The sequence below is a fragment of the Bradyrhizobium sp. SZCCHNR1002 genome, from assembly GCF_032381435.1.
GTDB lineage: Bacteria > Pseudomonadota > Alphaproteobacteria > Rhizobiales > Xanthobacteraceae > Bradyrhizobium > Bradyrhizobium aeschynomenes.
In genome coordinates this window covers 360,813-386,800 of sequence record NZ_JAUHIS010000002.1, presented here as the reverse complement: position 1 = coordinate 386,800, position 25,988 = coordinate 360,813, and the positions used below count along the sequence as shown (strand labels likewise).

23 protein-coding genes are annotated in these 25,988 nt (G+C 65.4%); 14 read left to right on the top strand and 9 right to left on the bottom strand.

Going from position 1 to position 25,988, the window contains the following annotated elements; translation table 11 throughout:
- Nucleotides 1–4: 4 nt before the first annotated feature.
- Both QX108_RS14245 and QX108_RS14240 read right to left on the bottom strand, forming a co-directional pair.
- Nucleotides 5–3,154 (bottom strand): multidrug efflux RND transporter permease subunit, encoded by a 3,150-nt coding sequence (locus tag QX108_RS14245; RefSeq protein ID WP_315799452.1) that lies wholly within the window; start codon nt 3,152–3,154, stop codon nt 5–7.
- A 9-nt stretch (nt 3,155–3,163) separates the two neighbouring features.
- Nucleotides 3,164–4,312: an efflux RND transporter periplasmic adaptor subunit gene (locus tag QX108_RS14240; RefSeq protein ID WP_315799451.1), complete on the bottom strand. Its 1,149-nt coding sequence runs from the start codon at nt 4,310–4,312 to the stop codon at nt 3,164–3,166.
- 432 nt (nt 4,313–4,744) lie between these two features.
- Between QX108_RS14240 and QX108_RS14235 the strand changes: the two genes are divergently transcribed.
- The 3 genes from QX108_RS14235 to QX108_RS14225 all read left to right on the top strand — a co-directional run bounded on the left by QX108_RS14235 (nt 4,745) and on the right by QX108_RS14225 (nt 6,982).
- Nucleotides 4,745–5,629, top strand: a complete 885-nt coding sequence (locus tag QX108_RS14235; protein WP_315799450.1) for a hypothetical protein — start codon at nt 4,745–4,747, stop codon at nt 5,627–5,629.
- A 153-nt stretch (nt 5,630–5,782) separates the two neighbouring features.
- Nucleotides 5,783–6,022: a hypothetical protein gene (locus QX108_RS14230; protein ID WP_172111152.1), complete on the top strand. Its 240-nt coding sequence runs from the start codon at nt 5,783–5,785 to the stop codon at nt 6,020–6,022.
- A 162-nt stretch (nt 6,023–6,184) separates the two neighbouring features.
- Nucleotides 6,185–6,982, top strand: coding sequence for a transporter substrate-binding domain-containing protein (locus QX108_RS14225; RefSeq protein ID WP_172111151.1), 798 nt, complete (start codon nt 6,185–6,187; stop codon nt 6,980–6,982).
- 90 nt (nt 6,983–7,072) lie between these two features.
- On the opposite strand, the gene QX108_RS14220 is transcribed toward QX108_RS14225, so the two are convergent.
- From QX108_RS14220 to QX108_RS14210, 3 genes are all read right to left on the bottom strand, one after another.
- Nucleotides 7,073–7,867, bottom strand: a complete 795-nt coding sequence (locus QX108_RS14220; protein WP_315725547.1) for an extracellular solute-binding protein — start codon at nt 7,865–7,867, stop codon at nt 7,073–7,075.
- A 224-nt stretch (nt 7,868–8,091) separates the two neighbouring features.
- Complete coding sequence (locus QX108_RS14215; RefSeq protein ID WP_315799449.1) at nt 8,092–9,579, bottom strand: NAD(P)/FAD-dependent oxidoreductase; 1,488 nt, start codon at nt 9,577–9,579, stop codon at nt 8,092–8,094.
- Nucleotides 9,580–9,856: 277 nt separating this feature from the next.
- Nucleotides 9,857–10,306, bottom strand: a complete 450-nt coding sequence (locus tag QX108_RS14210; RefSeq protein ID WP_315725551.1) for a cupin domain-containing protein — start codon at nt 10,304–10,306, stop codon at nt 9,857–9,859.
- A 133-nt stretch (nt 10,307–10,439) separates the two neighbouring features.
- Between QX108_RS14210 and QX108_RS14205 the strand changes: the two genes are divergently transcribed.
- Nucleotides 10,440–11,489, top strand: coding sequence for an AraC family transcriptional regulator (locus tag QX108_RS14205; RefSeq protein WP_315799448.1), 1,050 nt, complete (start codon nt 10,440–10,442; stop codon nt 11,487–11,489).
- Here the strand turns inward: QX108_RS14205 and QX108_RS14200 are convergent.
- The gene (locus QX108_RS14200) at nt 11,479–12,699 is read right to left on the bottom strand and encodes a polyhydroxyalkanoate depolymerase (protein WP_315725556.1); all 1,221 of its coding nucleotides are present in this window, start codon (nt 12,697–12,699) and stop codon (nt 11,479–11,481) included. The genes QX108_RS14205 and QX108_RS14200 overlap by 11 nt on opposite strands.
- A 195-nt stretch (nt 12,700–12,894) precedes the next feature.
- Here QX108_RS14200 and QX108_RS14195 point away from each other — a divergent pair, with 195 nt between their 5' ends.
- The 3 genes from QX108_RS14195 to QX108_RS14185 all read left to right on the top strand — a co-directional run bounded on the left by QX108_RS14195 (nt 12,895) and on the right by QX108_RS14185 (nt 15,121).
- Nucleotides 12,895–13,548 carry a glutathione S-transferase family protein gene (locus QX108_RS14195; protein ID WP_315725557.1) on the top strand — a complete coding sequence of 218 codons (654 nt, stop codon included), beginning with the start codon at nt 12,895–12,897 and terminating at the stop codon, nt 13,546–13,548.
- 331 nt (nt 13,549–13,879) lie between these two features.
- A complete protein-coding gene (locus QX108_RS14190) occupies nt 13,880–14,314 on the top strand; it encodes a cupin domain-containing protein (protein ID WP_315725558.1) in 435 nt (144 codons plus the stop codon).
- 330 nt (nt 14,315–14,644) lie between these two features.
- On the top strand, nt 14,645–15,121 hold the full coding sequence (locus tag QX108_RS14185) for an HXXEE domain-containing protein (RefSeq protein ID WP_315799447.1): 477 nt from the start codon (nt 14,645–14,647) through the stop codon (nt 15,119–15,121).
- A 23-nt stretch (nt 15,122–15,144) separates the two neighbouring features.
- On the opposite strand, the gene QX108_RS14180 is transcribed toward QX108_RS14185, so the two are convergent.
- On the bottom strand, nt 15,145–15,417 hold the full coding sequence (locus QX108_RS14180; protein ID WP_172111136.1) for a hypothetical protein: 273 nt from the start codon (nt 15,415–15,417) through the stop codon (nt 15,145–15,147).
- A 134-nt stretch (nt 15,418–15,551) separates the two neighbouring features.
- On the opposite strand from QX108_RS14180, the gene QX108_RS14175 reads away from it, so the two are divergent.
- From QX108_RS14175 to QX108_RS14155, 5 genes are all read left to right on the top strand, one after another.
- A complete protein-coding gene (locus QX108_RS14175; protein ID WP_315799446.1) occupies nt 15,552–15,908 on the top strand; it encodes a hypothetical protein in 357 nt (118 codons plus the stop codon).
- 86 nt (nt 15,909–15,994) lie between these two features.
- Entirely contained in the window at nt 15,995–16,834 is an 840-nt protein-coding gene (locus tag QX108_RS14170) for an AraC family transcriptional regulator (RefSeq protein ID WP_315725560.1), read from the top strand.
- Between the two features lie 175 nt (nt 16,835–17,009).
- A complete protein-coding gene (locus QX108_RS14165) occupies nt 17,010–17,936 on the top strand; it encodes an SMP-30/gluconolactonase/LRE family protein (RefSeq protein WP_315799445.1) in 927 nt (308 codons plus the stop codon).
- A gap of 142 nt (nt 17,937–18,078) precedes the next feature.
- Nucleotides 18,079–18,672 (top strand): GNAT family protein, encoded by a 594-nt coding sequence (locus QX108_RS14160; RefSeq protein WP_315799444.1) that lies wholly within the window; start codon nt 18,079–18,081, stop codon nt 18,670–18,672.
- Nucleotides 18,673–18,735: 63 nt separating this feature from the next.
- Nucleotides 18,736–20,370, top strand: coding sequence for a GMC family oxidoreductase (locus QX108_RS14155; RefSeq protein WP_315799443.1), 1,635 nt, complete (start codon nt 18,736–18,738; stop codon nt 20,368–20,370).
- Between the two features lie 310 nt (nt 20,371–20,680).
- Here the strand turns inward: QX108_RS14155 and QX108_RS14150 are convergent, their stop codons facing one another.
- Entirely contained in the window at nt 20,681–21,826 is a 1,146-nt protein-coding gene (locus tag QX108_RS14150) for an ABC transporter substrate-binding protein (protein WP_315799442.1), read from the bottom strand.
- Nucleotides 21,827–22,000: 174 nt separating this feature from the next.
- Here QX108_RS14150 and QX108_RS14145 point away from each other — a divergent pair, with 174 nt between their 5' ends.
- Nucleotides 22,001–22,792: a helix-turn-helix transcriptional regulator gene (locus QX108_RS14145; protein WP_315799441.1), complete on the top strand. Its 792-nt coding sequence runs from the start codon at nt 22,001–22,003 to the stop codon at nt 22,790–22,792.
- Between the two features lie 84 nt (nt 22,793–22,876).
- On the top strand, nt 22,877–24,055 hold the full coding sequence (locus QX108_RS14140) for a cytochrome P450 (protein WP_315799440.1): 1,179 nt from the start codon (nt 22,877–22,879) through the stop codon (nt 24,053–24,055).
- A 42-nt stretch (nt 24,056–24,097) separates the two neighbouring features.
- On the opposite strand, the gene QX108_RS14135 is transcribed toward QX108_RS14140, so the two are convergent.
- On the bottom strand, nt 24,098–25,777 hold the full coding sequence (locus QX108_RS14135; protein WP_315799439.1) for a PAS domain-containing methyl-accepting chemotaxis protein: 1,680 nt from the start codon (nt 25,775–25,777) through the stop codon (nt 24,098–24,100).
- Between the last annotated feature and the right edge of the window lie 211 nt (nt 25,778–25,988).

The following is a 25,988-nucleotide window of genomic DNA, read 5'->3' as shown; positions in this document are numbered from 1 at the left end:
TGGTTCACTCCGCCGGCTGCGCGATCACCGGCTTGGCCTTGCGCGCCGCGCGCCAGTTCTCGAAGCGCTGCACCACGACGAAGAACGCCGGCACGAACAAGACGGCGAGGCAGGTCGAGGCCAGCATGCCGGAGAACACGGTGATGCCGATCGACTTGCGTGCGCTGGCGCCGGCCCCGGTCGCGAGCACCAGCGGCACGACGCCGAGGATGAAGGCGAACGAGGTCATCAGGATCGGCCGGAACCGCGACCGCGCCGCCTCGATCGCGGCTTCCATGAGCGGCTTGCCGTCGCGGCCGTGCAGTTCCAGCCCGACCTCGACGATCAGGATCGCGTTCTTCGCCGACAGCGCGATCAGGAGGATGAGGCCGATCTGGACATACAGATTGTTGTCGATCTTCAGCGCGGTCAGGACCGCCATCGGCCCGAGCAGCGACAGCGGCACGGCGAGGATGACCGAGACCGGGGCGTACCAGCTTTCATATTGGCCGGCGAGTACGAGATAGACCAGGAGGAGGGCGAGCGCGAAGGCGAGATAGATCTGATTGGAGACCACCTTCTCCTGATACGACATCGCGGTCCATTCATACCCCGCGCCCGGCGGCAGGGTCTTCGCCGCGATCTCCTCCATCAGCTTCAGCGACTGGCCGGAGGAGTAGCCCTGCGCGGGCAGGCCGACGATCGCGGCTGACGGATAGAGGTTGTAGAGGCTGATGAGCGACGGTCCGACTGACGGCTTGACCGTCGCGACCGTGCCGAGCGGGATCATGTCGCCCGACTGGTTGCGCACCATCAGGCTCTCGATCTGCCGCGACGTCAGCCGCGCGGTGGAATCGGCCTGGACATAGACCTGGAACACGCGGCCGAACTTGTTGAACTGGTTGACGTAGGAGGCACCGAGATAGGACGACAAGGCCGAGAACACCTGGTCGGTGGTGACGTGCAGGGTCTGGGTCTTGACCCGGTCGATCTCGACGTCGAACTGCGGCACCATGGCGCGGAACGGCGACTGCACGCGCTGCAGCGCGCTCTGGCTCTGGGCGCTGGCGACGATCGCCGAGGTCATCGCCTGCAGCTTGGCATAGTCGCTGTTGCCGTCGCGCAGCTCGACCTGCATCGCAAAGCCGGCGGCATTGCCGATGCCCTGGATGGGCGGCGGCGGCAGCACGAGGCTGCGGGCCTCGATGACTTCGGCGAGCTTGTCGTTGAGCCCATAGACGAGCGAGCGCAGATCCTCGCCCTTGCCGCGCGCCTCCCAATCCCTGAGGATGATGTAGGCGACCCCTGCATTGGCGAGGCTCGCGCTGTTGTCGAGCGCGGAGATGCCGGCGATGGTGATGACCTGGGCGACGCCGGGCGTGGCCTTTGCAATGGCGCCGACCTTGTCGAGCGCCTTCTGCGTCCGCTCCAGCGAGGCGCCGTCGGGCAGCTGGACGGCGGCGATCAGGTAGCCCTGGTCCTCGATCGGCAGAAAGCCCGTCGGCACGCGCGACAGCCCGTAGCCGCCGGCCGCGATCAGGACCAGCGCGACGACGACGGACGCGGTGCTGTGCCTGACGAGGCGCCCGATGAGATTTGTGTAGCGCCGCTCCAGCCGGGCATAGAGATCGTTGAAGACGCGGTAGAGGATGTTGCGCTGCTCCAGCGGCACCGGCGGCCGCAGCCACAGCGCGCATTGCGTCGGCTTCAAGGTCGCGGCGTTGATCGCCGAGAGCAGGGCGGTCGCCGCGATCACCAGCGCGAACTGCGCGTAGATGCGGCCCGTCAGGCCGGGCAGGAAGGCGGCCGGGAGGAACACCGCGATCAGCACCAGCGTGATGCCGACGATCGGTCCGAACAATTGGTCCATGGCGCGGATCGCCGCGTCGTGGCCGTTCATGCCGCGCTCGATGTTGTGCGCCGCGCCCTCGACCACGACGATGGCGTCGTCGACCACGATGCCGATCGCCAGCACGATCGCGAACAAGGTCGAGAGGTTGATCGTGAAGCCGAGCGCCGCCATCGCCGCGAAGGCGCCGATGATGGTCACCGGCACGGTCGTGGTCGGCACCAGCATCGCGCGCCAGTCCTGCAGGAAGATCAGGATGACGATCAGCACCAGCACGCCGGCCTCGATCAGGGTCTTGTAGACCTCATGGATCGAGGCATTGACGAACTTGGTGGTGTCGAACGGCGTGTCGTACTGGATTCCTTGCGGGAACGTCTTCGACAGCTGTGCCATCCTGGCCTCGACGGCCTTCTCCACCTCCAGCGCGTTGGCGCCGGGCGACTGAAACACGCCGATGCCGACGGCAGGCTGGCCGTTGAGCGAGAACATCTGGCCGTAGGTCTGTGCGCCCAGCTCGACCGAGCCGACGTCGCGCACGCGTGTGACGTCGCCATTGCTGCCGGTCTTGACGATGATGTCCTCGAACTCCCTGGTCTCATCGAGGCGGCCTGCGACGTTCAGCGTGTACTGGAACGCTTGGCCGGAGGGCGCGGGAGGCGCGCCGATCTGGCCGGCGGCGACCTGCTGGCTCTGCTGCTGGATCGCCTGGATCACGTCCTGCGGCACGAGGTTGCGCACCTGCAGCTTGCTCGGATCAAGCCAGATCCGCATCGAATACTGCCCCGCGCCGAACACGGTGACATTGCCGACGCCGGGCAGCCGCGCCAGCTCGTCCTTCAGGTTGATGGTCGCGTAGTTGCTTAGATAGAGGCTGTCGTACTTGGCCTCAGGCGAGGTCAGCGTGACGAACAAGAGGATCGACGTCGACCGCTTCTGCACCGTGACGCCCTGGTTCTGCACCGCCTGCGGCAATTGCGCGAGCGCACTGGAGACGCGGTTCTGGACCAGCACCTGCGCGAAGTTCAGATCGGTGCCGATCTTGAACGTGACCGTCAGCGAATAGCTGCCGTCCGCGCCGCTGTAGGACTGCATGTACAGCATGCCGTCGACGCCGTTGACCTGCTGCTCGATCGGCAGCGCGACGGTGTCGGCTACGGTCTTGGCGCTGGCGCCGGGGTAGCGCGTCGTGACCTGCACCGTCGGCGGCACCACCTCGGGATACTGCGCGATCGCGAGATTGAACAGCGCGACCGCGCCGATCAGCATCATCAGGATCGCGATGACGTTGGAGAGGACCGGGCGCTCGATGAAGAATTTGGAGATCACGGGCCGCTCCTATCTGGTCGCGGAGGCGGGCTGCTCGATGGCCTTCAACTGTGGATCGACCTTTTGCCCGGGAATGGCCCGCAGCAGGCCGGCGACGACGACGCGGTCGTTCGGCCTCAGGCCGTCGTCGATCACGCGCAGGCCGCCGTCGAGCGGGCCGACCTTGACCTTGCGCTGCTCGACGACGTCGTCGCCGTTCACGACGAGCACATAGCGCCCGCTCTGGTCGCTGCCGAGCGCGGTGTCCGGCACCAGCAGCGCGGCTTCCGTCCGATCGACCGGCACGCGGATGCGCACGAAATAGCCCGGCAGCAGCACGTGACCCGGATTCGACACGACGCCGCGCACCGCCAGCGTGCCCGTCGATGCGTTGATGGTGGGCGCGGCGTAGTCGAGCTTGCCCTGATGCGGATAGCCGTTCTCCGTCTGCAGGCCCAATTCGATCGGGAACTGCTTCAGATCGGAGGACGTCATGCCGCGGCGCCGCGCCTCGGCGCGGATGCGCAGCACGTCCTGCTCGTTGACGGTGAAGTTGACGTAGACCGGATCGAGCGAAACGATCGTCGCCAACTGGGTCGGCGACGCCACCCCGACGAGTTCGCCGACCGAGACCTGGTGCGCGCTGACGACGCCGTCGAATGGCGCGATGACTTTGGTGTAGCCGTAATTGACCTTGGCGATCTTGGTGTTGACCTGCGCCTGCTGCAGATTGGCCTGGGCGTTGTCGCGGGCCGATGTCGAATTGTCGAGCGCGACCTGCGAGGCGGCCTGGCGCGCGACGAGATCGGTCTGCCGCTTGTAGTCGGCCTCGGCCTGCTTGAACGAGGCCTGCGCACCGGCCTCGGCCGCCTGCGCCTGGTCGAGCTTGAGCTTGTAGGTCTCCGGCTCGATCGTGAACAGCGTCGTGCCCTCCTTGACGGTGTCGCCGTCCTTGTAGTCGATCGACTGCAGGAAGCCCTGGACGCGGGCGACGAGATCGACGCTCTTGACCGGCGCCGTGTTGCCGGTGGCCTCCAGATAGCGCGTCACGGTGCGCTGCACCGGTTGAGCCACCTCGACCTTTGGCGGAGGCGGCGGCTGGTAGCTGTTCTGCTCGCAGCCGGCGAGCAGCAGCGCCGCCGAACTGATGAGAAGTGCGACGGATCCGGCTCGCGGCACGGACGTCGTGGGCAGCTTCGGGGCTGCGGATGCCGTGGGAGTTTGTCGAGACGACGTGGGTCGATCCGGGCAGGTCGGCGCCATTCCGCTTTCCATATGCAATGACTGCGAACAATGTCGACGTCGAGAAACAACAAGAATGTTGGTCGCCTGAATAACAACAATCGTTCAGCGGAGGAACTGCAATGCGCAGTCGCAGCACGAAGAAATCTGCGCGCCATGCCGATCCACCCAATTTTTCCCACTTGCCAACTGCCGATCGGCGGCGCAGCGTTGCGTCATCATTTCTTCGGGCGCCGCTGGATGACGAGAGGTCGGCCGGCGGTGCCGAATTTGCGTGCGAACACATACTCACGAGCTCCAATCGAACGCCATGCACGCCGCCGCGCTGGCGACGACGGATTGACGCTCAAGACCATTGAGGATCGGCCCATGATCAATCGCTTCAGATGGATGCTCGCTCTCGGCATGGCGGCCGCGACCGGGTTTGTTGCAACGCAGGCGCTGGCGCAGACCGACGCCCAGCGCAATGCGATCAAATCGGCCTGCCGGTCGGACTACATGTCGAAATGCGCCAGCGTGCCGCCTGGCGGCGCTGCGGCGTTTCAGTGTCTGCAGAAGAACATGGCGAGCCTGTCGTCGTCCTGTCAGACGGCGGTGAAGGCGCTCGAGCCGGCGGCCGAAGCGAAGCCTGCGGCGGACGCGAAGCCCGCCGCCGAGGCGAAGCCGGCACCGCAGCCTGCTGCGAGCAAGCCGGCCGCCGCCGAAGCGAGCCAGCCGGCCGAGCCGCCGAAAACGGCCGCGCTGCCGGCGCCCGCAGCGCCTGCGCAGGCTGCAACGGCGAAATCAGAGCCGGCCAAGCCGGCAACGGCTGCGAAGCCAAGCGAAGCCCAGGTGGCGGCGATCCGCAGCGCCTGCAGTGGGGACTATCGCAAGGTCTGCAGCAGCGTGCCTCCCGGCGGCTCGGCGGCGCTGCAATGTCTGGAGCAGAACAAGGCCAAGGTATCCGCCTCCTGCGCCCAGGCGATCGCGGGCGCCGGCGGGGCTCCGGCGGCGAAAAGCGTCGCCGTGGCGGCTGCTCCCACGGCCTCGCCTGCTGCGACGCCGGCACCGGCGGCACCCGCCATGGTGCTGCGGCCGCTGCGGCCGCTGGAGGAATTGCGCATCGTCCGGGTTGCCTGCGGTTCGGATGCGCGCGCCTATTGCAGCGGGATCGAGCCCGGCGGCGGCCGGATCGCGCAATGTCTCGCGGCCAATGCGGGATCGCTGTCGCCGAGCTGCAAGGGCATGCTCGCGCAGTTCGCCGCTAGTCGGTAACCGGATGGGTGCTAGGGGAGTGCCGCAAGGAGGGGCACGAGCTCGCAGCTGTTTCGATCCACCCAAATTGTCACAGTTGTCAGGCGGCGGCGCGCTCGGCAAAGTTCTAACAGGGTGGATATTTTACTAACCAATGATGATCAGGAGTTCGACATGCGCGCCATTCTTTCACGTATCGTTCTTTCCACCCTGTGCGGCCTTTTCGTCCTGGCATTGATGCCCTTCGTGTCGATGTCGGACGCCAACGCCGTTGTCTGCGCACGCGGCGTCGTCCGTGCCGGCTGTGCCGGCGCGGCCGGCGCCGTGGTCGTCCGTAAGCCGCCGGTGGCTGCTGCGACGACGGCCTGCCGAACGGTGCTGGTCAACGGCGTCTGGGTGCGCCGCTGCGTTTAAGGCGCACTTAATAAGTATTTGGTATCGCCTTATTTGAATCGACAATTGCGGCGCGCAAGTTTTACGCGCCGCATGCTGCTTTGCATAAGCAAGGTAAGCTGTATTTAACGGGCTCCCGGCAAGGTGCGGTCTGGATTCACTTGCATCGGATGGGAGAGGGCCATGGCGTTCTGGCGCTGGCTGCGTGATGCAGCCCTGGCAGCTGCGGTAGTCACGGTTATCGGCAACACTGCATTCGCAGCCGGCCTGAAAGAAGAAATCGCGTCGACCGGCAAGCTCCGGGTCGCCATCGCCGTCGGCCCTGCGGGCGGCGCATTCTGGTGCGTCAAGTCCGACAGCGGCTATGCCGGCGTGCCGGTCGAACTCGGAAAGGCCATGGCGGCGCAGATCGGTGTGCCCGTCGAGTTCGTCGAGCATCCGAACTCCAATGCCATCACGGATGACGCGGGGAAGGGCATCTGGGATGTGGCGTTCATGCCGAAGGATTCCGAGCGCGAGACCAAGGTCTCGTTCGGACCGGTCTACGACTCGGTCGAGACCACGTTCATCATCCGCGCCGGTCTCGATATTCCCAACATGGCGTCGCTCGACCAGGCCGGCCATGAGATCGCGGCCATCAACGATACCACGGTGCTGCGTGGGGCCAAGGCGTTCCTGAAGAAGGCGACCGTGACCGGCTTCAAGTCCTACGAGGAGGTCTACGCCCTGCTGTCGGCCGGGGAGATCGATGCGCTGGCGCTCGCGCGTGATCAATTGACCCTCATTGCCAAGCAGGTCCCCGGCACCAAGGTGCTGGCCGAGACCTTCAAGAAGACGGACAGCGCCGTCGCGGTGCCGCAGAAGCGGCCGCAATCGCTGGCTTTCGTGACGAAGTTCATGACCGAAGCCAAGGCCAACGGTACGCTCAAGAAGGCCTACGGCGCCAACAATCTCAGCGAGTCGACGCTGCTCACGCAGTGAGCCCGTCCGCCGCCGTCAACTCCGCCCATGAAACTCTCCCTGCGCGTCGTGCGAGGGAGAGTTTTTCGTTGTGCCGTCGATGCGATCGGATCAGTTCGGAGACCTTCTGACGATCGGATCGAGTCCGCTCTCGGCGATCGTCTTGCGCGCGTCCGGTGAGCCCAGGAAATGGATCAGCGCCTTGCCGGCCTCCGGCTCCTTCGCCGCCATGGCGATACCGGCCGAGAACACCGTGATCTTCTGCAGCCCGGCCGGCAGCGGCCCGACGATGTCGATGCCGTGCACCGGCTTGAGCTCGCTGATCTGCTGGAAGCCGATCTCGGCCTCGCCCATGGCCACGATCTCGCCGACGGGAGTTGCCGGAATCATCCGCGCCTTGCCCTTCATCTCCTCCTTGATGCCGAGCTTGTCGAACATCTCGGTCGAGACGTAGACGCCGCTGGCGCTGTCCGAATAGGCAATCGTCTTGGCGGCGATCAGCATGCGCTTCACGGCGTCGGCGTTCGAGATGTCCGGATGCGGCGTGCCCGACTTCACCGCAATGCCGATCGGCGAGTTGGCGAGATCGGCACGGCTGTCGGGCATCACCTTGCCCTTGGTGGTGAGATCGCTCAGCGCATAGCCGACCATGATCAGCACATCGGCCGGCTCGCCGCGCTCGAGGCGAACCGGGATCGCATTCGCCGTCGTTCCCATCGACGGGCCGTAGGCGATCGTGACCTTGTGGCCCGAACGCCGCTCGAACTCCGGCACGAGCGACTTGAACGCAGCCGTCATGCCGCCGGAGATCATCACATGGATCTCCGCTGCGTGGACTGAGGTGGTCAGGAGGACGGCGGCCGAGACCGCAAGGCCGATGGTGCGCAGACGGGCGGTGATTGTCATGGCAGGCTCCGAGGCGGACCGCTGAAGGCGGAGGGCGCCCTGGATAGCGTGACCGTGCAGCGAAGGCCAGCCTTGGACTCAGCCTTCTCAGCCTTGGACCCGGCGACGCCCCTTCGACACGGCGGATGCGAGCGCCATTGGAGCCTGCTTTCGCACCGTCATTGGCCACGCTTGCGGCGCCGCGGTGTTTGCAGTGCGGCGCGCGCCCACGCCGCCTTCGCACGTCAACTCGCCTGGTAGGTCGGCGCGGATGCCAGGAAGCGGCCATATGCGTCCGCATCTGGCGGCGTGAACATCTCGGCCAATAGATGTCTCTTCCGCCTTGTCGCGCCGATGTCAGCGAGCAGTTCGTCGAAATGCTTGAAGTGATAGGGGGCGACGCACAAGCCGCCATAGACGGCTGCGGCCGGGCGCTCGACCCGCTTGAAGTGCAGCATCATCTCGATGTTGTCTCGCATGTCGCGCTCGCTCGGCTGATGCGCGAGCTGCTTGTCGGCGTAGCGAACCAGCCAGTGCGCTGCCATGTCGGCGCAGAGCACGGTGCAGAAGCTGGAGTTGAAGCCGACGAAGCCCATGTCGGGAAGATCCGGATTGGCGATCAGCCGATACAGCCGGTATTGCCCGTCGGGATCGATCAGCTTGGCGCGATCGGCCTCGGAGAGAAAGGGAACGCCGAGCTTGTAGCCGATGGCGAGCACGGCGACGTCGGCCTGAATGCGTTCACCGCTGCTGGCGACGATCGTGTTCGGCTCGTAGTGATCGAACGTGCCGATCACCGCCTTGATCCGGCCGTCGGCGACCATCGGGAAGAAGTCGGGCGTTGCGATCGGGACCGAGCAGTTCACGCCGTCCTCGATGCGCTCCTTGGGCACCATGTTGCATGTGGCCAGCTTGAGCTGCGCCTTGAGCAGGCTTTCCAGGCCGCGCCAATTGGCCCACACGAGAGGCTTGGCGAGACGGTGGGCGAGGCGCGCCAGCGGGCCGATGCCCCAGCTCGCGAACATCTGCTCCTGCGCGCGAATGTAGAGGATGCGCTTGAAGTTGATGAGACCGCCGATGAAATAGGGAATGCGCCACACCGGCTCGCGAAACACGATGGTCACCGAGCGCGCGCCTGAGCGCACGGCGTTGACGGCGATGTCGGTGGCCGATTTCGATCCGCCGAGCACGACGACGTTGCGGTCCTTGACCATGCCCGGGTCATTGTACTTCGACGAGTGCAGGACGACGCCGCCGGCGGCCGTGAACTGATCCTCGCCGGGAAGCGACAGCGTCTGCGGCTCGTTGAACTGTCCGGTGCATACGGCCACGAAATCGAAATCCTCACGGCCCGCATGATCGCCCGTCTTCAGATCGAGGGTCCAGCCCGGCTTGCCGTCCGCACGCCGCTGCATCGACAGAACGGTGGTGTTCAGCCGCATCAACCGCGTGAGGTCGTGGCTCCTCGCGTAGTCGGCCAGATAGGCGTAGACCTGCGGTCCCTTCGGCCACTCCGGATAGCTGTCGGGCATGGCCCTGTCGGTGTAGCGATAGAGCTCCTTCGGGCTCTGCGTCTGCACATCGGGGTAGGACCGCGCCGGCTCCCAGACGCCGCCGAGATCGGCGCTACGCTCCACGATGGCGACATTGTGGCCGCGCGCCGTGAATGCCTTGGCTGCAGCGAGGCCGGAGACTCCGGCGCCGATCACGCAGACGTTTTTTCGAGTGATCATGGGACCTCCTGTTGTCGAGCAAAAGCCGCGTGCGGCCAGCCGCGACCGGCCGCGCTGCAAGAGCTCGCTGAAGACGTGATGATGACGAAGGCCGCCCGGCGCGACCGCAGCATGCGACGATGGACAGGGCCAGCATCGAAGACCCGGCGAGACCGCTCTCGCCGTTCAGAAGTCGTTCAAGCCAAGCACCCGCTCATCCCGCAGGGCGTGCAGGGCCGATCGCGCTCACCGCGCGCCGCATTGCAATGATGAGCTTGTGCGTCCGGCGTCGTCGCGCCTAGTCGTTGGCCTCAGGCGGGAGGAAATTGACTTCGTGTTCGGCAGAGATCCGCACCACCTCGGCCGGGTCGGCAAGATTGTCCAGCATGTTGAACAACGCCTCCAGCTTCTGCATCGGCGAGACCCAGAACAGCGCCCGTGCAGGCTTGTCCGATTTGTTGAAGTAGCCATGCGGAATGCCGCGCGGCATGCGCACGAGATCGCCGGCATGCGCCTTCACCCAGGCGCCGTCGAGCTTGAGGTCGAGCACGCCCTCCTGCACCAGGATGAACTCGTCCTGGGTGGGATGAACGTGCACCGGCACGAACTGGCCGGGATCGCTGTTGGTCTCGAAGGCGAAGGTGGAGTCGGTGACGGCCTTGGGGAAGTAGAGCTGACCCAGGATGTTCCAGGTCTTGCCGGCATAGCCGGTGCCGGCGCGCGTGATGCCTTTTTCCAGTGTGGTCATGGCGGATCTCCTTGCTGCACACGAGGCGAGGATCGAGCAGGTCGCGACGACAAGTCTATCCAGAAAACGAATCCCTCGACGCCAGATGCTAATTATTATAGGTTTCAAATGATTTCGACGGACGATGTGAGCCATGACTGCCGATGCAGCCATCGATCGTAGTTGGAAGCTGCCCGCAGCGCCGCGGCTGGCGGCCTATGGTCGTGTTGCAACGCACGATGTCGATGAAGCCGCTGAACAAATAGGACGCATCTTCTGTCCGCACGGGTTGCAGCCGAAGGCCGAGACTGCGCGCGATTTCCTCGCGCTGCATAATTGTGCGGCATTCGATGGCTTCTCCATCAACTATGTCACCTATGGCGGCGTCGTCACCATCGATCCCGGCTGCCTCGATCGCTTCTTCCTGGTTCAGCTCCCATTCGCAGGGGCAGCAAGCATCCGCACGGCCGCGCGCGAAATTGCAACGGGTCCGGATTGTGCAGCCTCCTTGCTGTCGCCGACATTGCCGACGCGCATGGTGTGGGACAATTGCGCGCAGCTGATCCTGCTGCTGGACCGCGATCTTGTGGAGCAGCGCGCTGCGGCGCTGTCCGGGCGTGCGGTGCAGCCCGTCGAGTTCGAGCCCGCGGTCGCGCTGTCGACGCCTTACGGTTCGCGCCTGCGGGCCCACATGCTCGCGCTCACGGACCTCGCCGAGGGCCTGGGAGGTGAGCGCAGGCGGCCCGCCGCGATGGCCGCCAATTGGCGAGAGACGCTATTGGACATTCTGTTCGAGCACCCGAGCAACGGGCTGTCGGAGGCGATCAGACGTCATTCCGGCCGGATCGAGACGCTGCCGGGCGCTGTGCGCAGGGCTCGCGATCTGCTCGATGCGCAGGCCGCCGAGCCGCTCGATCTGTCCCAACTCGCCGCCGCGGCGGGCATCGGCATCCGTGCGCTGCAAGGCGGCTTCCGCCGTCATTTCGGCATGTCGATCTCCGATATGCTGCTCGACATCCGGCTGGCCCGGTTGAACGCGCAACTGATGACGGCGGCGCCCGAGGCACGGATCATCGATCTCGCCTTCGAACTCGGCTTCACCCATCTCGGCCGGATGGCGGGCGCTTATCGCGACAAGTTCGGCGAGACGCCGTCAGCGACGCTGCAACGGGCGCAGCGCCGTCGCGGTCGGCTCACGAATTGACGTGCACGAAATCCCGCAGCAGCGGGTAGATCTCGTTGTTCCACTTCTTGCCGCTGAACACGCCATAATGGCCGACGCCGGCCTGCATGTGATGCACGCGGCGATAGGCCCGGACATTGGTGCAGATGTCCTGCGCAGCGAGCGTCTGGCCGATCGAGCAGATGTCGTCGCGCTCGCCTTCGACGGTCATCAGGCCGATCCGCCGCACGGCCTTCGGATCGACCGGCCGGCCGCGGTGCATCAGTTTGCCCTGCGGCAGCAGATGCTCCTGAAACACGTCGCGCACGGTCTCGATGTAGAACTCGGCCGGCAGGTCCATGACCGCGAAGTACTCGTCGTAGAACGTCTTGATGGTCTCGGCCTTCTCGACCTCGCCCTTGGCGAGATGGTTGGCGAGATCCATATGCTGCTTGACGTGGCGTTCGAGATTCATCGACACGAAAGCCGTCAGCTGCACGAAGCCCGGATACACTTTGCGGAAGGCGCCCGTGCACTGAAAGGGCACGTAATGGATCAGATTGTTCTCGAACCAATCGATCGGCTTGCTCTTGGCGAACTCGTTGACCTTGGTCGGCTGCAGCCGGGTGTCGATCGGTCCGGCCATCAGGGTCAAGGTCGCCGGCCGCGAGGGGTGGTTATCCTCGCACATCACCGCGGTGGCTGCGAGCGCGGACACCGACGGCTGGCAGATCGCGACCATGTGCGGACGCGGACCGAGCTGGCCGAGGAAGGTGATGAGATGATCGGTGTAATCTTCCAGGCCGAAGCGGCCGTGATCGCGCGGAATGTCGCGCGGATTGTGCCAGTCGGTGATGTAGACGTCATGGTCCTGCAGCAGCGTCTTCACCGTGCCGCGCAACAGCGTTGCGAAATGGCCCGACATCGGCGCCACCAGCAGAACCTTGGGCTGGTCCGCCGCGCCGTCCTTCTTGAAGTGCAGCAGTGAGCCGAACGGCGTCTTGAACGTCACCTCCTCGGTGACGCCAAGCTCGCGGTTGCCGACCATCACGCTGTCGATCCCATAGGCCGGCCGCGCATAGGTCAGCGCCGAGCGCGAGATCAGCTCGAGGGCCGCCGACAGCCGCCGCATGGCGCGGCTTGAGAGCCCCGACGGGATCAGGTTGAGATAGCGCAATGCGGCCGCGGCGCCCTGGCGCCAGGGCTCGGTCAGGTCCATGTGATTCTGGTAGGCTTGGTACAGCAGCGCCATTTGGTCCCGTCCGTCACTCCAACGTCATGCATGCAATATCGAAGCCAGAGGCGGGGAGTCTTGCCTCAAAAACTGGCATGTCGCTTGCTGCGTGAAATCATTGGAGTATCCGGCTCCGGACCCGATCCTGAGCCGGCGGGGCAGCCGCACGTCGGACGGCGGCCGCATGACAAGCGACAAAGAGGGCAGGGCGATATGGCCAAAGCGACGTTGACCATCAGCAGCAAGAACTACTCGTCATGGTCGCTGCGCGGCTGGCTGCTCGCCAGGTTTGCCGGGCTCGATTTCGACGAGGTGATCGTCGGGCCCGACGATGCCTCCGCACGGGCTGAGATCCTGCTGTTATCGTCCTCGATCCTGGTGCCGTGCCTGCGGCACGATGGAGCGACGGTCTGGGATACGCTCGCGATCGGGGAATATCTCAACGAGACGTTCCCGGACGCCGGCCTGTTGCCCGCCGAGCGCATCCAGCGCGCGCATTGCCGCTCGATTTCGGGCGAGATTCACTCCGGCTTCACCACCTTGCGGGCCTCGCTCCCGGTCAATCTCAAGGGGCATTTCCCCGGCTTCAAGGTGTGGACCCGTGCCCAGGCCGACATTGATCGCATCTGGGCGATCTGGCGCGACTGCCTGGACAAGTCGGGCGGCCCATTCCTGTTCGGTCAGCGCGGCATGGCGGATGCGATGTACGCACCGGTGGTGACGCGCTTCGTCACCTATGACGTGAAGCTCGAGCCGCAGCTGAAGGCCTATGCCGATCTGGTCATGGCAATGCCGGAGATGCGCGAATGGATCGAGGCGGCCAAGGCCGAGCCGGAGGAGATCGAGGAGCTCGAGGTCGAGTATTAGCAACCGAGCGGGTTCGCGCGGCCGCGTGACTGCATCGCAAAGGCTCAGGGGAGCGGCAGGCGCTGCCCAATTTGAAGCCGTATGGCAGCCTCTCTCATGCTCGATCCCCGCGTGGCGTTGCGCGTCGTCACGTGCGCGGCCGGCGTCAAAAGTCGGTTGTTAACAATCAGTTCGGATTGCGACGACGGTTCTGGCGACCTGATTCGTGCGCTGCCGGCAGGGCGTGGCGCGGTTTTCGCATAGCAAAACGAGCTTTCGAGCGTGGTGGCCGCTGTGGCCGATCGATGGGCCACAACGGTTGCCGATGCCGCGATCAACCGGTGGAGGCGTCATGAACCAGCATGCAGTGGTGACCAAGTTCTCGCACGTGAAGCCCGAGGACACCGACTACAAGGGCGGTGGCTTGCGCGACTTCTTCCTCTATCGCGATCTCGGGATTGCCGACGCCACCGGCGGACAGGTGATCTGCCACCTCGTCAAGGCCAATCCCGATTGTCCGCCGGTCGACGGCACCGGCTGGCACCGGCACGATTGCGACTTCCAGATCGTCATCATGATGAAGGGCTGGGCGCGCTTCATGTATGAGGACAAGCCGACCTTGGTGAAGGCCGGCGACGTGGTGCATCAGCGCCCGGGGATCACGCACTACCTCTACGACTATTCTCCTGACATGGAATATATGGAGATCGTCAGCCCGGCCGATTTCAAGACGGTCGAGATGCCGCCGGCGACCGACAAGGTGCCGCCCGTGACGCCCTGGACGTGAGCAGGCCTGCGCCCACAACCGTTCGGCCCAGCCGTTAACTCCCTGCCATCCGGTCGCCGTCCGCGGCCGGATGCACCGTCTCAGGATCTCGTGGGTGACCGGCCGCGAGGCCGATATGTAGCCGTGAACGGGCGGCGTACCTGGCGCGCGGTCCGATTCGGACGCGATTCGTTCAGGGCGCGTTCCAGAGATTAAGGCGGCAACCCAGCACCGTCACGTTTTGAAACAACGTCGGTCCGATGCGGCGGTGGTCCGCTGTGACCTTGCAGCACGCGACGCTAGGACGACTCGTCCCGCGCCGGTACACAGCGGGCGAGGGGGAAATCGATCATGACACTGACCACATTGGCCTGGCTCGCATTGGCCGCCTATGGCGCGCACATCCTCGAGGAATACACCTTCGATTGGCGAAACTGGGCGCGGGCGGTGATGAAGCTGCCGGTCGAGTGGAGCGACTTCTACGTGACCAACGCCCTCGTCGTCGTGCTCGGCGCGGTGCAGGCAGAGCTCGCGGCGACATGGCCCCTGGCACCGCTCGCCTACGCCGCGCTGATGATCATCAACGCGGTGTTCTTTCACGTGCTGCCATTCGTGCGGAGCGGCGGCCGATTCTCTCCGGGCCTGGCGACGGCGCTGGTGCTGTTCTGTCCCGTCGCGATCGCAATGTGGCGGCGGGCGTGGAGTGACGGAGTGGTCGATGGCGCGACGGCGGTTGCTGCAATCGTGGCTGGCGCGCTGCTAATGGCCTATCCCGTCGTCATGCTCAATCTGCGTTCGAAATCATATTTTCGGCAAGACCGGCCCTGAGCGGAACTCAGGGCCCGGTGTGATCAATAAGACGAAGCGCGATCAGCAACGAAGCTCGCCTGCATGCGCCGCCCGTTGCGCTCGTCGAAACGCGCGCGCGGAAAGCGCCAGCCGATGACGGTGGCCTCGAGTGCGCCGCCGGATTCCTTGTTGTGCCATTTGCCATCAATGTAGAAACAGGGGAACGGCAGCTGATAGGTGCCGCTGTGATCCTCGCACAGCACCTCGACCGTCTGTCCGGGCGGCGGCTCACCGCTGCCGTCGAATTGCGCCAGCCGTTTTTCGCGCGTAGCCATTCTGTCCATCTCCCTAAAAACGGGTCCCGGCCCGAACTTCAATGCGCGATTGAGGTCTCAGTATGGTATCATTCTGGAAACAGCATCAGTTCCACGCAAAATCATGTGTTTGGCAAGCCAATGAGAAAATTGTGATGCGAATCATCGTTGCCGCACGAATCCTGTTTGCCGTGAGTGTGCTCGCAATGTGCATGGGCTCTGCCGGACATGCGCAGGATATTCCCGGCATCGAGATCTGCACCGCCGAAAAAGCGATGGACCGGCGGACATCATGTCTGCAGAGCAACATCGACTTCCTGCAGAAGACGATGACCAAGCAGTCGCTCGATCAGCAGCAGAAGCTCGATGCGGCCAATCGCCAGATCCAGGCGTTGAAGGCGGCCTTGATATCGCAGCAAGGTGCGATCGACGAGCTGAAGGCCTCGCACGCGAAGCTCGTCGACGAGCTGAAGAAGAAGGCCGATGCGTCGGCAAAGCCCGCGGGCAAATAGCAGGCATCTGCCGGTTCGACAGCAACAATTGTCAAGCGCCGCGGGCGCCGGTCGTGCACGATCGGCTGCTTCGTCCGGAGAGATGAGTGTCCAACAACCCGGCCCAGAAGGCGCTCTGGTATATCGAGAGTCATCTGTCGGCGCCGATGTCGCTCGACGACATCGCCGGCATTGCCGGCGTGTCGCGCTTCCACATCGTGCGTGCCTTCGCGGCCGCGACCGGCGTATCGGTGATGCGCTATGTCCGGCTGCGCCGTCTCAGCGAGGCGGCACGGGCCTTGGCCGGCGGCGCGCCCGACATTCTCGGTCTGGCGCTGGAAGCGGACTACGGCTCCCACGAAGCATTCACGCGCGCGTTCCGCGATCAGTTCGGCGTCACGCCGGAAGCGGTCCGCGCCCATGCACGCCTCGATGGCCTCGCATTGCAGGAGCCGATCCTCATGGACCAGACACCGCTCGATGATCTCGCCGCGCCGCGCTTCGTCACCGCCGAGCCGCTGCTCGTCGCCGGCCTTGGCGACCGCTTCACGTTCGAAAACGGCGCCGGCATTCCGGCGCTGTGGCGCCGCTTCAATGAGATCACGCAAGAGGTTCCGGCGCGGCGCGGCGCGGTGGCTTACGGTGTCTGCTGCAACGGCGACGATGCCGGCAATTTCGACTATGTCGCGGGCGTCGAGGTGGCCGATTTTTCCGACCTGCCGCGGACGTTCAGCCGCGTGCGGGTTCCGGCCGCGACGTTCGCCGTGTTCACCCATGCCGGCCACATCTCGTCGATCCGCCGCACCGTGCATACGATCTGGAATCGCTGGCTGCCGCAGTCGGGCTATGAGGTCGCCGACGCGCCGAACTTCGAGCGCTACGATCAGCGCTTCGACCCGCTCACCGGTGATGGCGGACTGGAAATCTGGCTGCCGGTGATCCGCTGAGCCGGCGCGCCAAACGCCGCTCACTTGCGTCGACACGCTGCAAGCGTCTTTCGCAGCAGGGCTGCTCTGCGGTCCCGCGGCCGGCCGCTTGCTTGGCAAGCCGGGCCGGCTTTGCGATAACCTCCCGCATAACAACAATGCGCCGCATCGCGGCAGACAAGCGGGAGGCCGTCAGATGTCCAACATGCGCGTGCTCGCCACCGATCTGGAATTTCCGGAAGGGCCCGTCGTGATGCCCGACGGCTCGGTGGTGCTGGTCGAGATCCGCGGCAAGCGCCTGACGCGGGTGTTTCCCGACGGGCGCAAGGAGATCGTGGCGCAGATTCCGGGCGGGCCGAATGGCGCTGCGCTCGGTCCCGACGGCAAGATCTACATCTGCAACAATGGCGGCTTCTCCTGGATTCCGACCGGCAAGATGATCATGCCGGGCCCGCAGCCCGCGGATTATCTCGGCGGCTCGATCCAAACAGTCGATCTGCAGAGCGGCAAGGTCGAGACCGTCGCGAGCCGCTGCGGCGAGCATGAGCTGCGCGGGCCGAACGACCTCGTGTTCGACCGTCATGGCGGCCTGTGGTTCTCCGACCTCGGCAAGCGCCGAGCCCGCGACATGGATGTCGGTGCGTTCTATTATCTCAGGCCCGGCATGACCGAGATCGTCGAGGCCGTGCACGGCATCCTGCCGGCCAACGGCATCGGCCTGTCGCCGGATGAGAAGACCGTCTACATCGCGGAGACGCCGACCGCGCGGCTCTGGGCCTATGACGTGCCGGAGCCCGGCACGGTGAAGCCGCGCGACGTGATCTATCGCGGCGAGCGCGGCCGGCCGATCTGCGGCCTCGGCGGTTACCAGATGTTCGATTCGCTCGCGGTCGAGGCCAACGGCAACGTCTGCGTCGCGACGCTGGTGTCCGGCTGCATCAGCGTCATCGCGCCGGATGGCACCCTGGTCGAGCAGGTCCCGACCGGCGACCGCGTCACGACCAACATCGCCTTCGGCGGTCCCGAATTGAAGACCGCCTACATCACGCTCTCCGGCAAGGGCGAGCTGGTGGCGATGGACTGGCCGCGGCCGGGCCTGCCGCTGAATTTTCTGAACAAGTGACGCGTCGCGTGATAGTGCCGTCATTGCGAGCGAAGCGCTTCGCATCCTCCGTCATTCCGGGGCGATGCGAAGCATCGAACCCGGAATCTCGAGATTCCGGGTTCGCTCGTTTCACTCGCGCCCCGGAATGACGGAGTCTTTGATGCCCTTTCTCGAACCGGTCACCCTCCGCGGCACGCACGCCAGCCTCGTGCCGCTCTCGCAGGACCACCACGACGCGCTGGTCGAGGCCGTCCGCGACGGCGAATTGTGGAACCTGTGGTACACCGCAGTTCCGAAACCCGAGACCATGGCCAAGGAGATCGAGCGCCGGCTTGGCCTGTTCGCCGCCGGCAGCATGCTGCCGTTCACGGTGCTCGACGCCGATGGCAAGGTCGCCGGCATGACCACCTACATGAACGTCGATGCCGCCAACCGCCGCGTCGAGATCGGCTCGACCTGGTACGCGAAGCGGGTACAGCGCAGCGCGCTCAACACGCAGTGCAAGCGGCTGTTGCTGGCGCAGGCCTTCGAGGCGATGGAGTGCATCGCCGTCGAGTTTCGCACGCATTTCTTCAACCACCAGAGCCGCCGCGCCATCGAGCGGCTCGGCGCCAAGCAGGATGGCATCCTGCGCAGCCACCAGATCGCGCCGAACGGCACGCTGCGGGATACCGTCGTCTACAGCATCACTGCGGCCGAATGGCCGACGGTGCGGGCGCATCTCGATTACCAGTTGAATGACAAGCCGCGCTGATCGCGCTATGGCCGCCTGGCCGCGTCATGCGGCAGGCATGACGAGACCGGGACGACAGACGAGATGGATAATTTCGACTATGTGATCGTGGGCGCCGGCTCCGCCGGCTGCGTGATCGCCAACCGCCTCAGCGAGGACCCCTCGGTCAGCGTCTGCGTGCTGGAGGCGGGCCCGCGCGACTGGCATCCCTACATCCATCTGCCGGCCGGCTTCATCAAGACCTTCTACATGAAGAGCATCAACTGGGGCTATCAGCAGGAGCCGGGGCCCTACACCGCCGGCCGCAGCATCTATGCGCCGCGCGGCAAGACCCTCGGCGGCTCCTCATCGATCAACGGCCATGTCTACAATCGCGGCCAGAGCCAGGATTTCGACACCTGGGCGCAGATGGGCAATCGCGGCTGGAGCTATTCCGACGTGCTGCCGCACTTTCGGCGCATGGAGAAGCGCATCGGCGCCGGCGACGAGCAGTATCGCGGCCGCGACGGCAGCCTCGAAGTCACCACCATGGAGTGGAAGGACACGCTGTGCGAGGCCTTCATGGACGGCGCGGTCTCGCTCGGCATCCCGCGCAATCCCGACTACAACGGCGCCATCCAGGAGGGCGTGTCCTACGTCCAGCGCACCATTCAAAACGGCCGCCGCGTGTCGTCGGCGACCGCGTTCCTCAAGCCCGCCAGCAAGCGGCCGAACGTCGAGATCCGCACCCACGCCCATGCCACCGGCATCATGCTCGAAGGCAAGCGCGCGGTCGGCGTGCGCTACAGCCGCGGCGGACGCGGCGGCGTGCCGGTCGAAGTGCGCGCGCGCAAAGAGGTGATCCTGTCCGGCGGCGCCTACAACTCGCCGCAGCTGCTGCAGCTCTCCGGCATCGGCGCGCCCGAGCTGTTGCAGGAGCACGGCATCGAGGTGCGCCATGCGCTACGCAGCGTCGGCGAGGGCTTGCAGGATCACTACGCGCCGCGCACGGTCGCGCGCGTCAAGAACATCAAGACCATCAACGAGCTCGCGCGCGGCCTCAATCTGTGGGGCGAGGCGCTGAAATGGGCGGTGACGCGCAAGGGCATCCTGTCGCTGTCGCCGACCATGGTCTATTGCTTCTGGCATTCCGGCGAGACCGCGGAGAGCTCCGACCTGCAGCTCACCTTTACGCCCGCGAGCTACAAGGAAGGCGTGCAGGGCCAGCTCGAGGACGAGCCCGGCATGACGGTCGCGTCCTGGCAGCAGCGCCCGGAGAGCCGCGGCTACGTCCGCATCCGCTCCGCCGATCCGTTCGCGCCGCCGCTGATCCAGACCAACTATCTCACCGCCGAGCTCGACCGCCGCGTCATCGTCGCCGGCATGAAGCTGGCGCGCCGGCTCTTGGCCTCGGCGCCGCTCGCGCCGTACTACGCCTACGAGGATTTCCCGGGCCCGAAGGTGAACAGCGACGACGAATTCCTCGCCGCCGCCATCCAACGCGCCACGACGACGTTCCACCCCGGCTGCACCTGCCGCATGGGCCCGGCCGACTCCACCTGGGCCACCGTCGACGACCAGCTCCGCGTTCACGGCCTCCAGGGCCTCCGCGTCGCCGACGCCTCGATCATGCCGCGCATGATCTCCGCCAACCTCAACGCCGCGACCTTGATGATCGGCGACAAGGCGGCGGATTTGATTTTGGGCAAGGCGAACGCGGGGGAGCGGCTGTCGGCGTAAGGCGGCGGACGCTCAGCTCAGCGGCAGTTCTATCGGGTGCTTTTCTGCCAGCGGGATACGAGCGCTCACGAAGTACGCGGTGCGCTCCCTCTCCCCGTTCTTACGGGGAGAGGGAGGGGGGCAGCCGCACCGGCGCTGCTGCTATGAGGCACTGGCTCTTGAGTCCGATGGAGCTGCGATATGGCTTCGTATGTGCTATGCCCCTCACCCGGATTGCTGCGCAATCCGACCTCTCCCCGCAAAGGGCAGGGAGAGGTTGCACCGCCGGTGCGGAGAGTGAGTGCGCCCACGCCTGGGCGTCGGAGAGTTGCTACTTCACCAGCCTGAACCTCCCGCCCTCGACCTTGATCAGGAACGCCGAGCGCTCGTCATAGCCGTTGTGGTCGGTTGGGCTCATGTTGGAGAGGCCGTTATTGAGGTAGACGTCCTTGCCGCGCTCCAGTTCGTCGCGCAGCGCGGCGCGGAATTCCGGCGTGCCTGGCTTGGCCGCCTTCAGCGCGCCGGGAATGGCGCCCTTGAGCAGGGTCGCGGTGTCCCACAGATGCGCGGCAAAAATGTTGGGCTTGTCGCCATTGGCGGCCTGATAGGCGGAGACGAACGCATCGTTGGCGCGGCGGAACGGATCCTCGGGGGCAAGATCGTCGGCGATCGAGAACGCCTCGCCGGCGAAGATCGCGCCCTCGACATTCTCCTTGCCGAGCTTGATGAACTCCTGCGTTGCCACGCCATGCGTCTGGAAGATCTTGCCGGCATAGCCGCGCTCGCGCAGCGCCTGCTGCGGCAGCACCGCCGGCGTCCCCGCCGAGGCGATGAACACCGCATCCGGATTCGTGGCGATCACCTTCAGGGCCTGGCCGGCGGCGCTGGTGTCGCCGCGCGCATAGACCTCGTGCGTGGTCACGGTGATGCCGAGCTTCGGCGCCAACTTGCTCACCTCCTGATAGTAGCCCTCGCCATAGCCGTCGGAGACGCCGATGAAGCCCAGCGTCTTGACGCCGCTCTTCGCGATGTATTTCAGCATCGCCGCCGCCATGATGTCGTCATTCGGCACCACCTTGAACGCCCACTTCCGCTTGTCGTCCATCGGCTGCACGATCGCGGTCGAGGCGGCCAGCGACAGCAGCGGCGTTCGGCTCTCCAGCGCGACGTCCAGCATCGGCATGGTGACCGGCGTCAGCGACGAGCCGATGATGACGTCGACGCCGTCCTGGATCACGAGGCGGCGCGCGTTCTGCAGGCCCTTCACGCTGTCGGACTCGTCGTCGAGCGCGATGTAGACGATCTTCTCGCCGCCGATCTCCTTGGGCAGCGCGGCGACCGCCTTGATCTGCGGCTGGCCGAGCGCCGAGCCAGGGCCGGTTGCGGACACCACGATACCGACCTTGATGTCGGCCCGCGCCGGCGCGCCGAGCGCCAGCATGGCAGCCATCCCGAGCGCTGTGAGTACGGCTCTCATCGCGATATCCTCCCCGTGAGCGTGCCCGGCGCGTTGATCGGCCGCGACTTCAGCCGCCAAACCTAGCCGCGCCGCGGCCGCGCGTCTGTCCCCGTGGTTGGTGACGCCGGGCGGCCTTTCAGGCAATGGCCGTTGCTGCTAGGCTGGAGCAAACGAGAGGTCGGGGAGAACACCATGGAGGCCATGACGCCGGGGGGCGATGCGACGGGCGCTGTCAGCGCCATGGTGCTCGCCATCGGCCAGCAATCGTTTCCAGAGGTCCTGATCGAGACGCTGCGCGCCATCGCCGGTGTCGGCCATTGCATGGTGTTCACCTTCGAGAACCAGCACTCGGCGCGCTGCCTGCTCAGCACCGGCAACATCGCGATCGGCCCTGACCTCGGCGCCGCCTATTCGCAGCATTTCCACACCGCCGATCCGAACCGCGAGGCGATCTTCGGCCAGCGCGCGCAGGCCCGTCACATCCTGCTGCCCAACTTCGCACGCCGCATGTATCCGCGGGGCTATCGCAAGCTGTTCTTCGAGGATTCCGAGATCGTCGACAAGGCGGCGACCGCGATCTGGGTCGGCGATCACTGCACCTATGTGAATTTCTATCGCACGGCGGCGCAGGGCGGCTTCGCCCCCGACGAGCGGCAGCGCATCACGGCAGTCGCCCCGCTCGTCGCGGCCATCGTCGCGCGGCACTGCCAGGCGCATGCGGCCGCAACGGACCCGGCCGACAAGCTCGCCTCACTCTTTGCGAGCGGCGGCCCGCTGTCGGTGCTGACGCCGCGCGAGAAGGATGTCTGCCGGCGCATTCTCTCCGGCTTCAGCTCCGAGGCGATCGCCGCTGATCTCGGCATCGCGTTGAACTCCGTCTTCACCTATCGCAAGCGCGCCTATGAGAAGCTCGGCATCGCCTCGCAGAACGAGCTGTTCGCGATCGCGCTGCGGCTGATGGCGGCGCCAAAGCCGCTGAACTGAGCGCACCGCAGGCTGTCACCCATCGCCGGGACAGACGCCGCTCGCGCCCGCAGCTAGGCTGCGACGTCTGACCGGAGACCACGTGTGAGCACCGCACCGCATGTCGACATCGATCCCGCAACGTTCTGGGCCGATCCCTATCCGGCGCTGGCAAAGATGCGCCAGGAGGCGCCGATCGCCTTCGTGCCGCAACTCGGCAGCACGCTGCTGTGCCGGCGCGACGACATCTTCGTCTCCGAGAAGCAGATCGAGGTGTTCAGCTCGCACCAGCCACAGGGGTTGATGAACCGGCTGATGGGCCACAACATGATGCGCAAGGACGGCGCGGCCCACATGGCCGAACGCCAGGCGATCGCGCCAGCGGTGTCGCCGCGTGCGGTGCGCGTGCACTGGCTGGCGCAGTTCCAGGCTCATGCCGACCGGTTGACCGACGCGCTCGATCCGGCGGCGGAGGTCGATCTCGTCCGCGATTTCGCGCTGCCGTTCTCGGCCGAATGCCTGAAGCTGATCACCGGCCTCACCAACATGCGCTTCCAGGACATGAACGCGTGGTCGCAGGCGATGATCGACGGCATCGCCAACTACACCGGCGATCCCCAGGTCGAGGCGCGCTGCAACGCCGCCACCTCAGGCATCGACGCCGCGATCGACGACATGCTGCCGGTGCTGGAAAAGACCCCGAACCAGAGCCTGCTCGGCGTCATGCTGGCCGTGGGCATGCCGATGGAGAGCATCCGCGCCAACATCAAGCTCGCGATCTCCGGCGGCCAGAACGAGCCGCGCGATGCGATCGCCGGCACGGTGTGGGCGCTGCTGACGCATCCGGAGCAGCTTGCGCTCGCCATGAATGGCGACGTGCGCTGGCTGCAGGTGTTCGAGGAATTCGCCCGCTGGATCTCGCCGATCGGCATGTCGCCCCGGCGCATCGCCAAGCCCTGGAGGATCCGCGACGTCGCCTTCGAACCGGAGGAGCGCGTGTTCCTGATGTTCGGCTCGGCCAACCGCGACGAGGCGCATTTTCCCGATCCCGATCGCTTCGATATCCGCCGCGACCTCACCAAGAGCATCGCCTTCGGCGCCGGCCCGCACTTCTGCGCCGGCGCCTGGGCCTCGCGCGCGATGATCGCCGACGTCGCCTTGCCGACGCTGTTCGCGCGGCTCGAGAACCTGCGGCTGCGCGATACCGAGCCGGTGCGCATCGGCGGCTGGGCCTTTCGCGGCCTGCTCAATCTGCCGGTGACCTGGGACGCGACGCAGGGGTGATCCTCGCCGCCGTCCCGGCGGGAAACGGCTCGCTCAGGCAGCTTACGCCCTGCCTGCTGCGATCGCCTGCGCCTCTGCGGCTGCGCGCTGCATGCTGGACGACATTTCGCCGGTGACCGTGCTCTGCTCCTCGACAGCAGCGGCGGTCGAGGTGACGTATTCGCTGACGTTCTGAATCTCGACCTTGATCGCGTTCAGCGCATTCACGACCTCGCTGGAAATCCCGTTCAGTCCGGCGATCTCGGCCCCGATCTTGTCGGTGGCGGACTTCGCCTGCGTGGCGAGATTCTTGACCTCCGACGCGACCACGGCAAAGCCGCGGCCGGCATCGCCGGCCCGCGCCGATTCGATGGTGGCATTGAGCGCCAGCAGGTTGATCTGCCCGGTGATGTTGCCGATCAGTTCGACGATGCCGCTCATCGCCTGTGTCGCCTCGCTGAGGCGCTTGGCCTGCGAATCGGCGGAGGCCACCCGGTCGGCCGCGCCCATTGCCGTCTCGCGCGACTTCGTCATGGCCTCGGAAATCTCGCGCACCGAGGCGTTCAACTCCTCGGCACCCGCGGCGACGGACTCCATCATGCCGCGGACGCGCTCATTGCCCATTCGCGTCAGCACCTGCCTGGTGACGTCGGTGGCGTATTTCACGACCTTGAATGGCTTGCCGTTGAGGTCGAGGATCGGATTGTAGGAGGCCTGAATCCAGACCTCGCGACCGCCCTTTCCGATCCGCTTGTATTCCGCGGCCTGATATTCTCCGCGGTTCAGGGCGGCCCAGAAGTTGCGATAGGCCGTACTGTCGCGCTCCGACGGATCGACGAACATCGAATGATGGCGGCCCTTGATCTCGGACAGCGTATAGCCGAGCGCCTGCAGGAAATTGTCGTTGGCGTTGATGACGGTGCCGTCCAGTTCGAACTCGATCACGGCCTGCGATTTGCTGATGGCGGCGATCTGTCCGGCGAGATCGGCATTCCGAAGCTTCTGGGCGGTCACGTCGGTGGCGAACTTGACGACCTTGAAGGGCTTTCCGTTCTGATCGAACACCGGATTATAGGACGCCTGGATCCATACCTCTTTGCCGCCCTTTCCGATCCGCTTGTATTCCGCGGCCTGGTATTCGCCGCGATTCAGGGCAGCCCAGAACTCGCGGTAGGCCGCGCTGTCGCGCTCCTCCGGCGGAACGAACATGCTATGATGCTTGCCCTGGATTTCCGGCAGGCTGTAGCCCAGCGCATTCAGGAAATTATCGTTGGCGGTGACGATGGTGCCATCCAGGTTGAATTCGATCACGGCCTGTGATCGGCCGATGGCCGCGACCTGAGCGCTGTAGTCGAGGTTCTGCAGCCGCACGCTGGCGTCGGACCACTCGACGACCGTTCCTGCGCGCGATCCATCCGGATTTTTCAAGGGCTGCGCGACCAGATCGAACGTCCACTTCCCGATCTTGATGGTGGCGCGGTGTTCGGAGGCGAGGGCCTGCAGCATGCGTCGCTGGTGGGTCGGATCCTTGTGGAAGACGTCGATGTTGGTGCCGATGAGTGCGTCGACACGGAAGTGCGGCAACTGCGTCTTGAGATCGGCCTCGGCCCCGCGCAACAGCTCCATCACCGCCTCGTTCATGTAGACGATGTTGAGCTTGTCGTCAGCGACCATCACCCTTGCGGTGATCGCGTTTGCGGCCAGGGCGGCCATGGCTGCGGCGTTGTTCTTGCGGCCAAACATGATGGTCTCCTGTGATGGAAGTCACGTCAGCGATGAGCAGGTGATCAAGATCACGCGATGGTTGCCATGATCGGAGACGGCGCCGACTGCGATCGTCCTGAACTCGATGACTCCCGTAGAATTCCGGGGTTCTATTCAATCTAACAGGTATTCAGTAAGATTCGGTTAGGCAGCAATCTGCAGCGATTGTTCTGATTGTGCAGGAACGGCC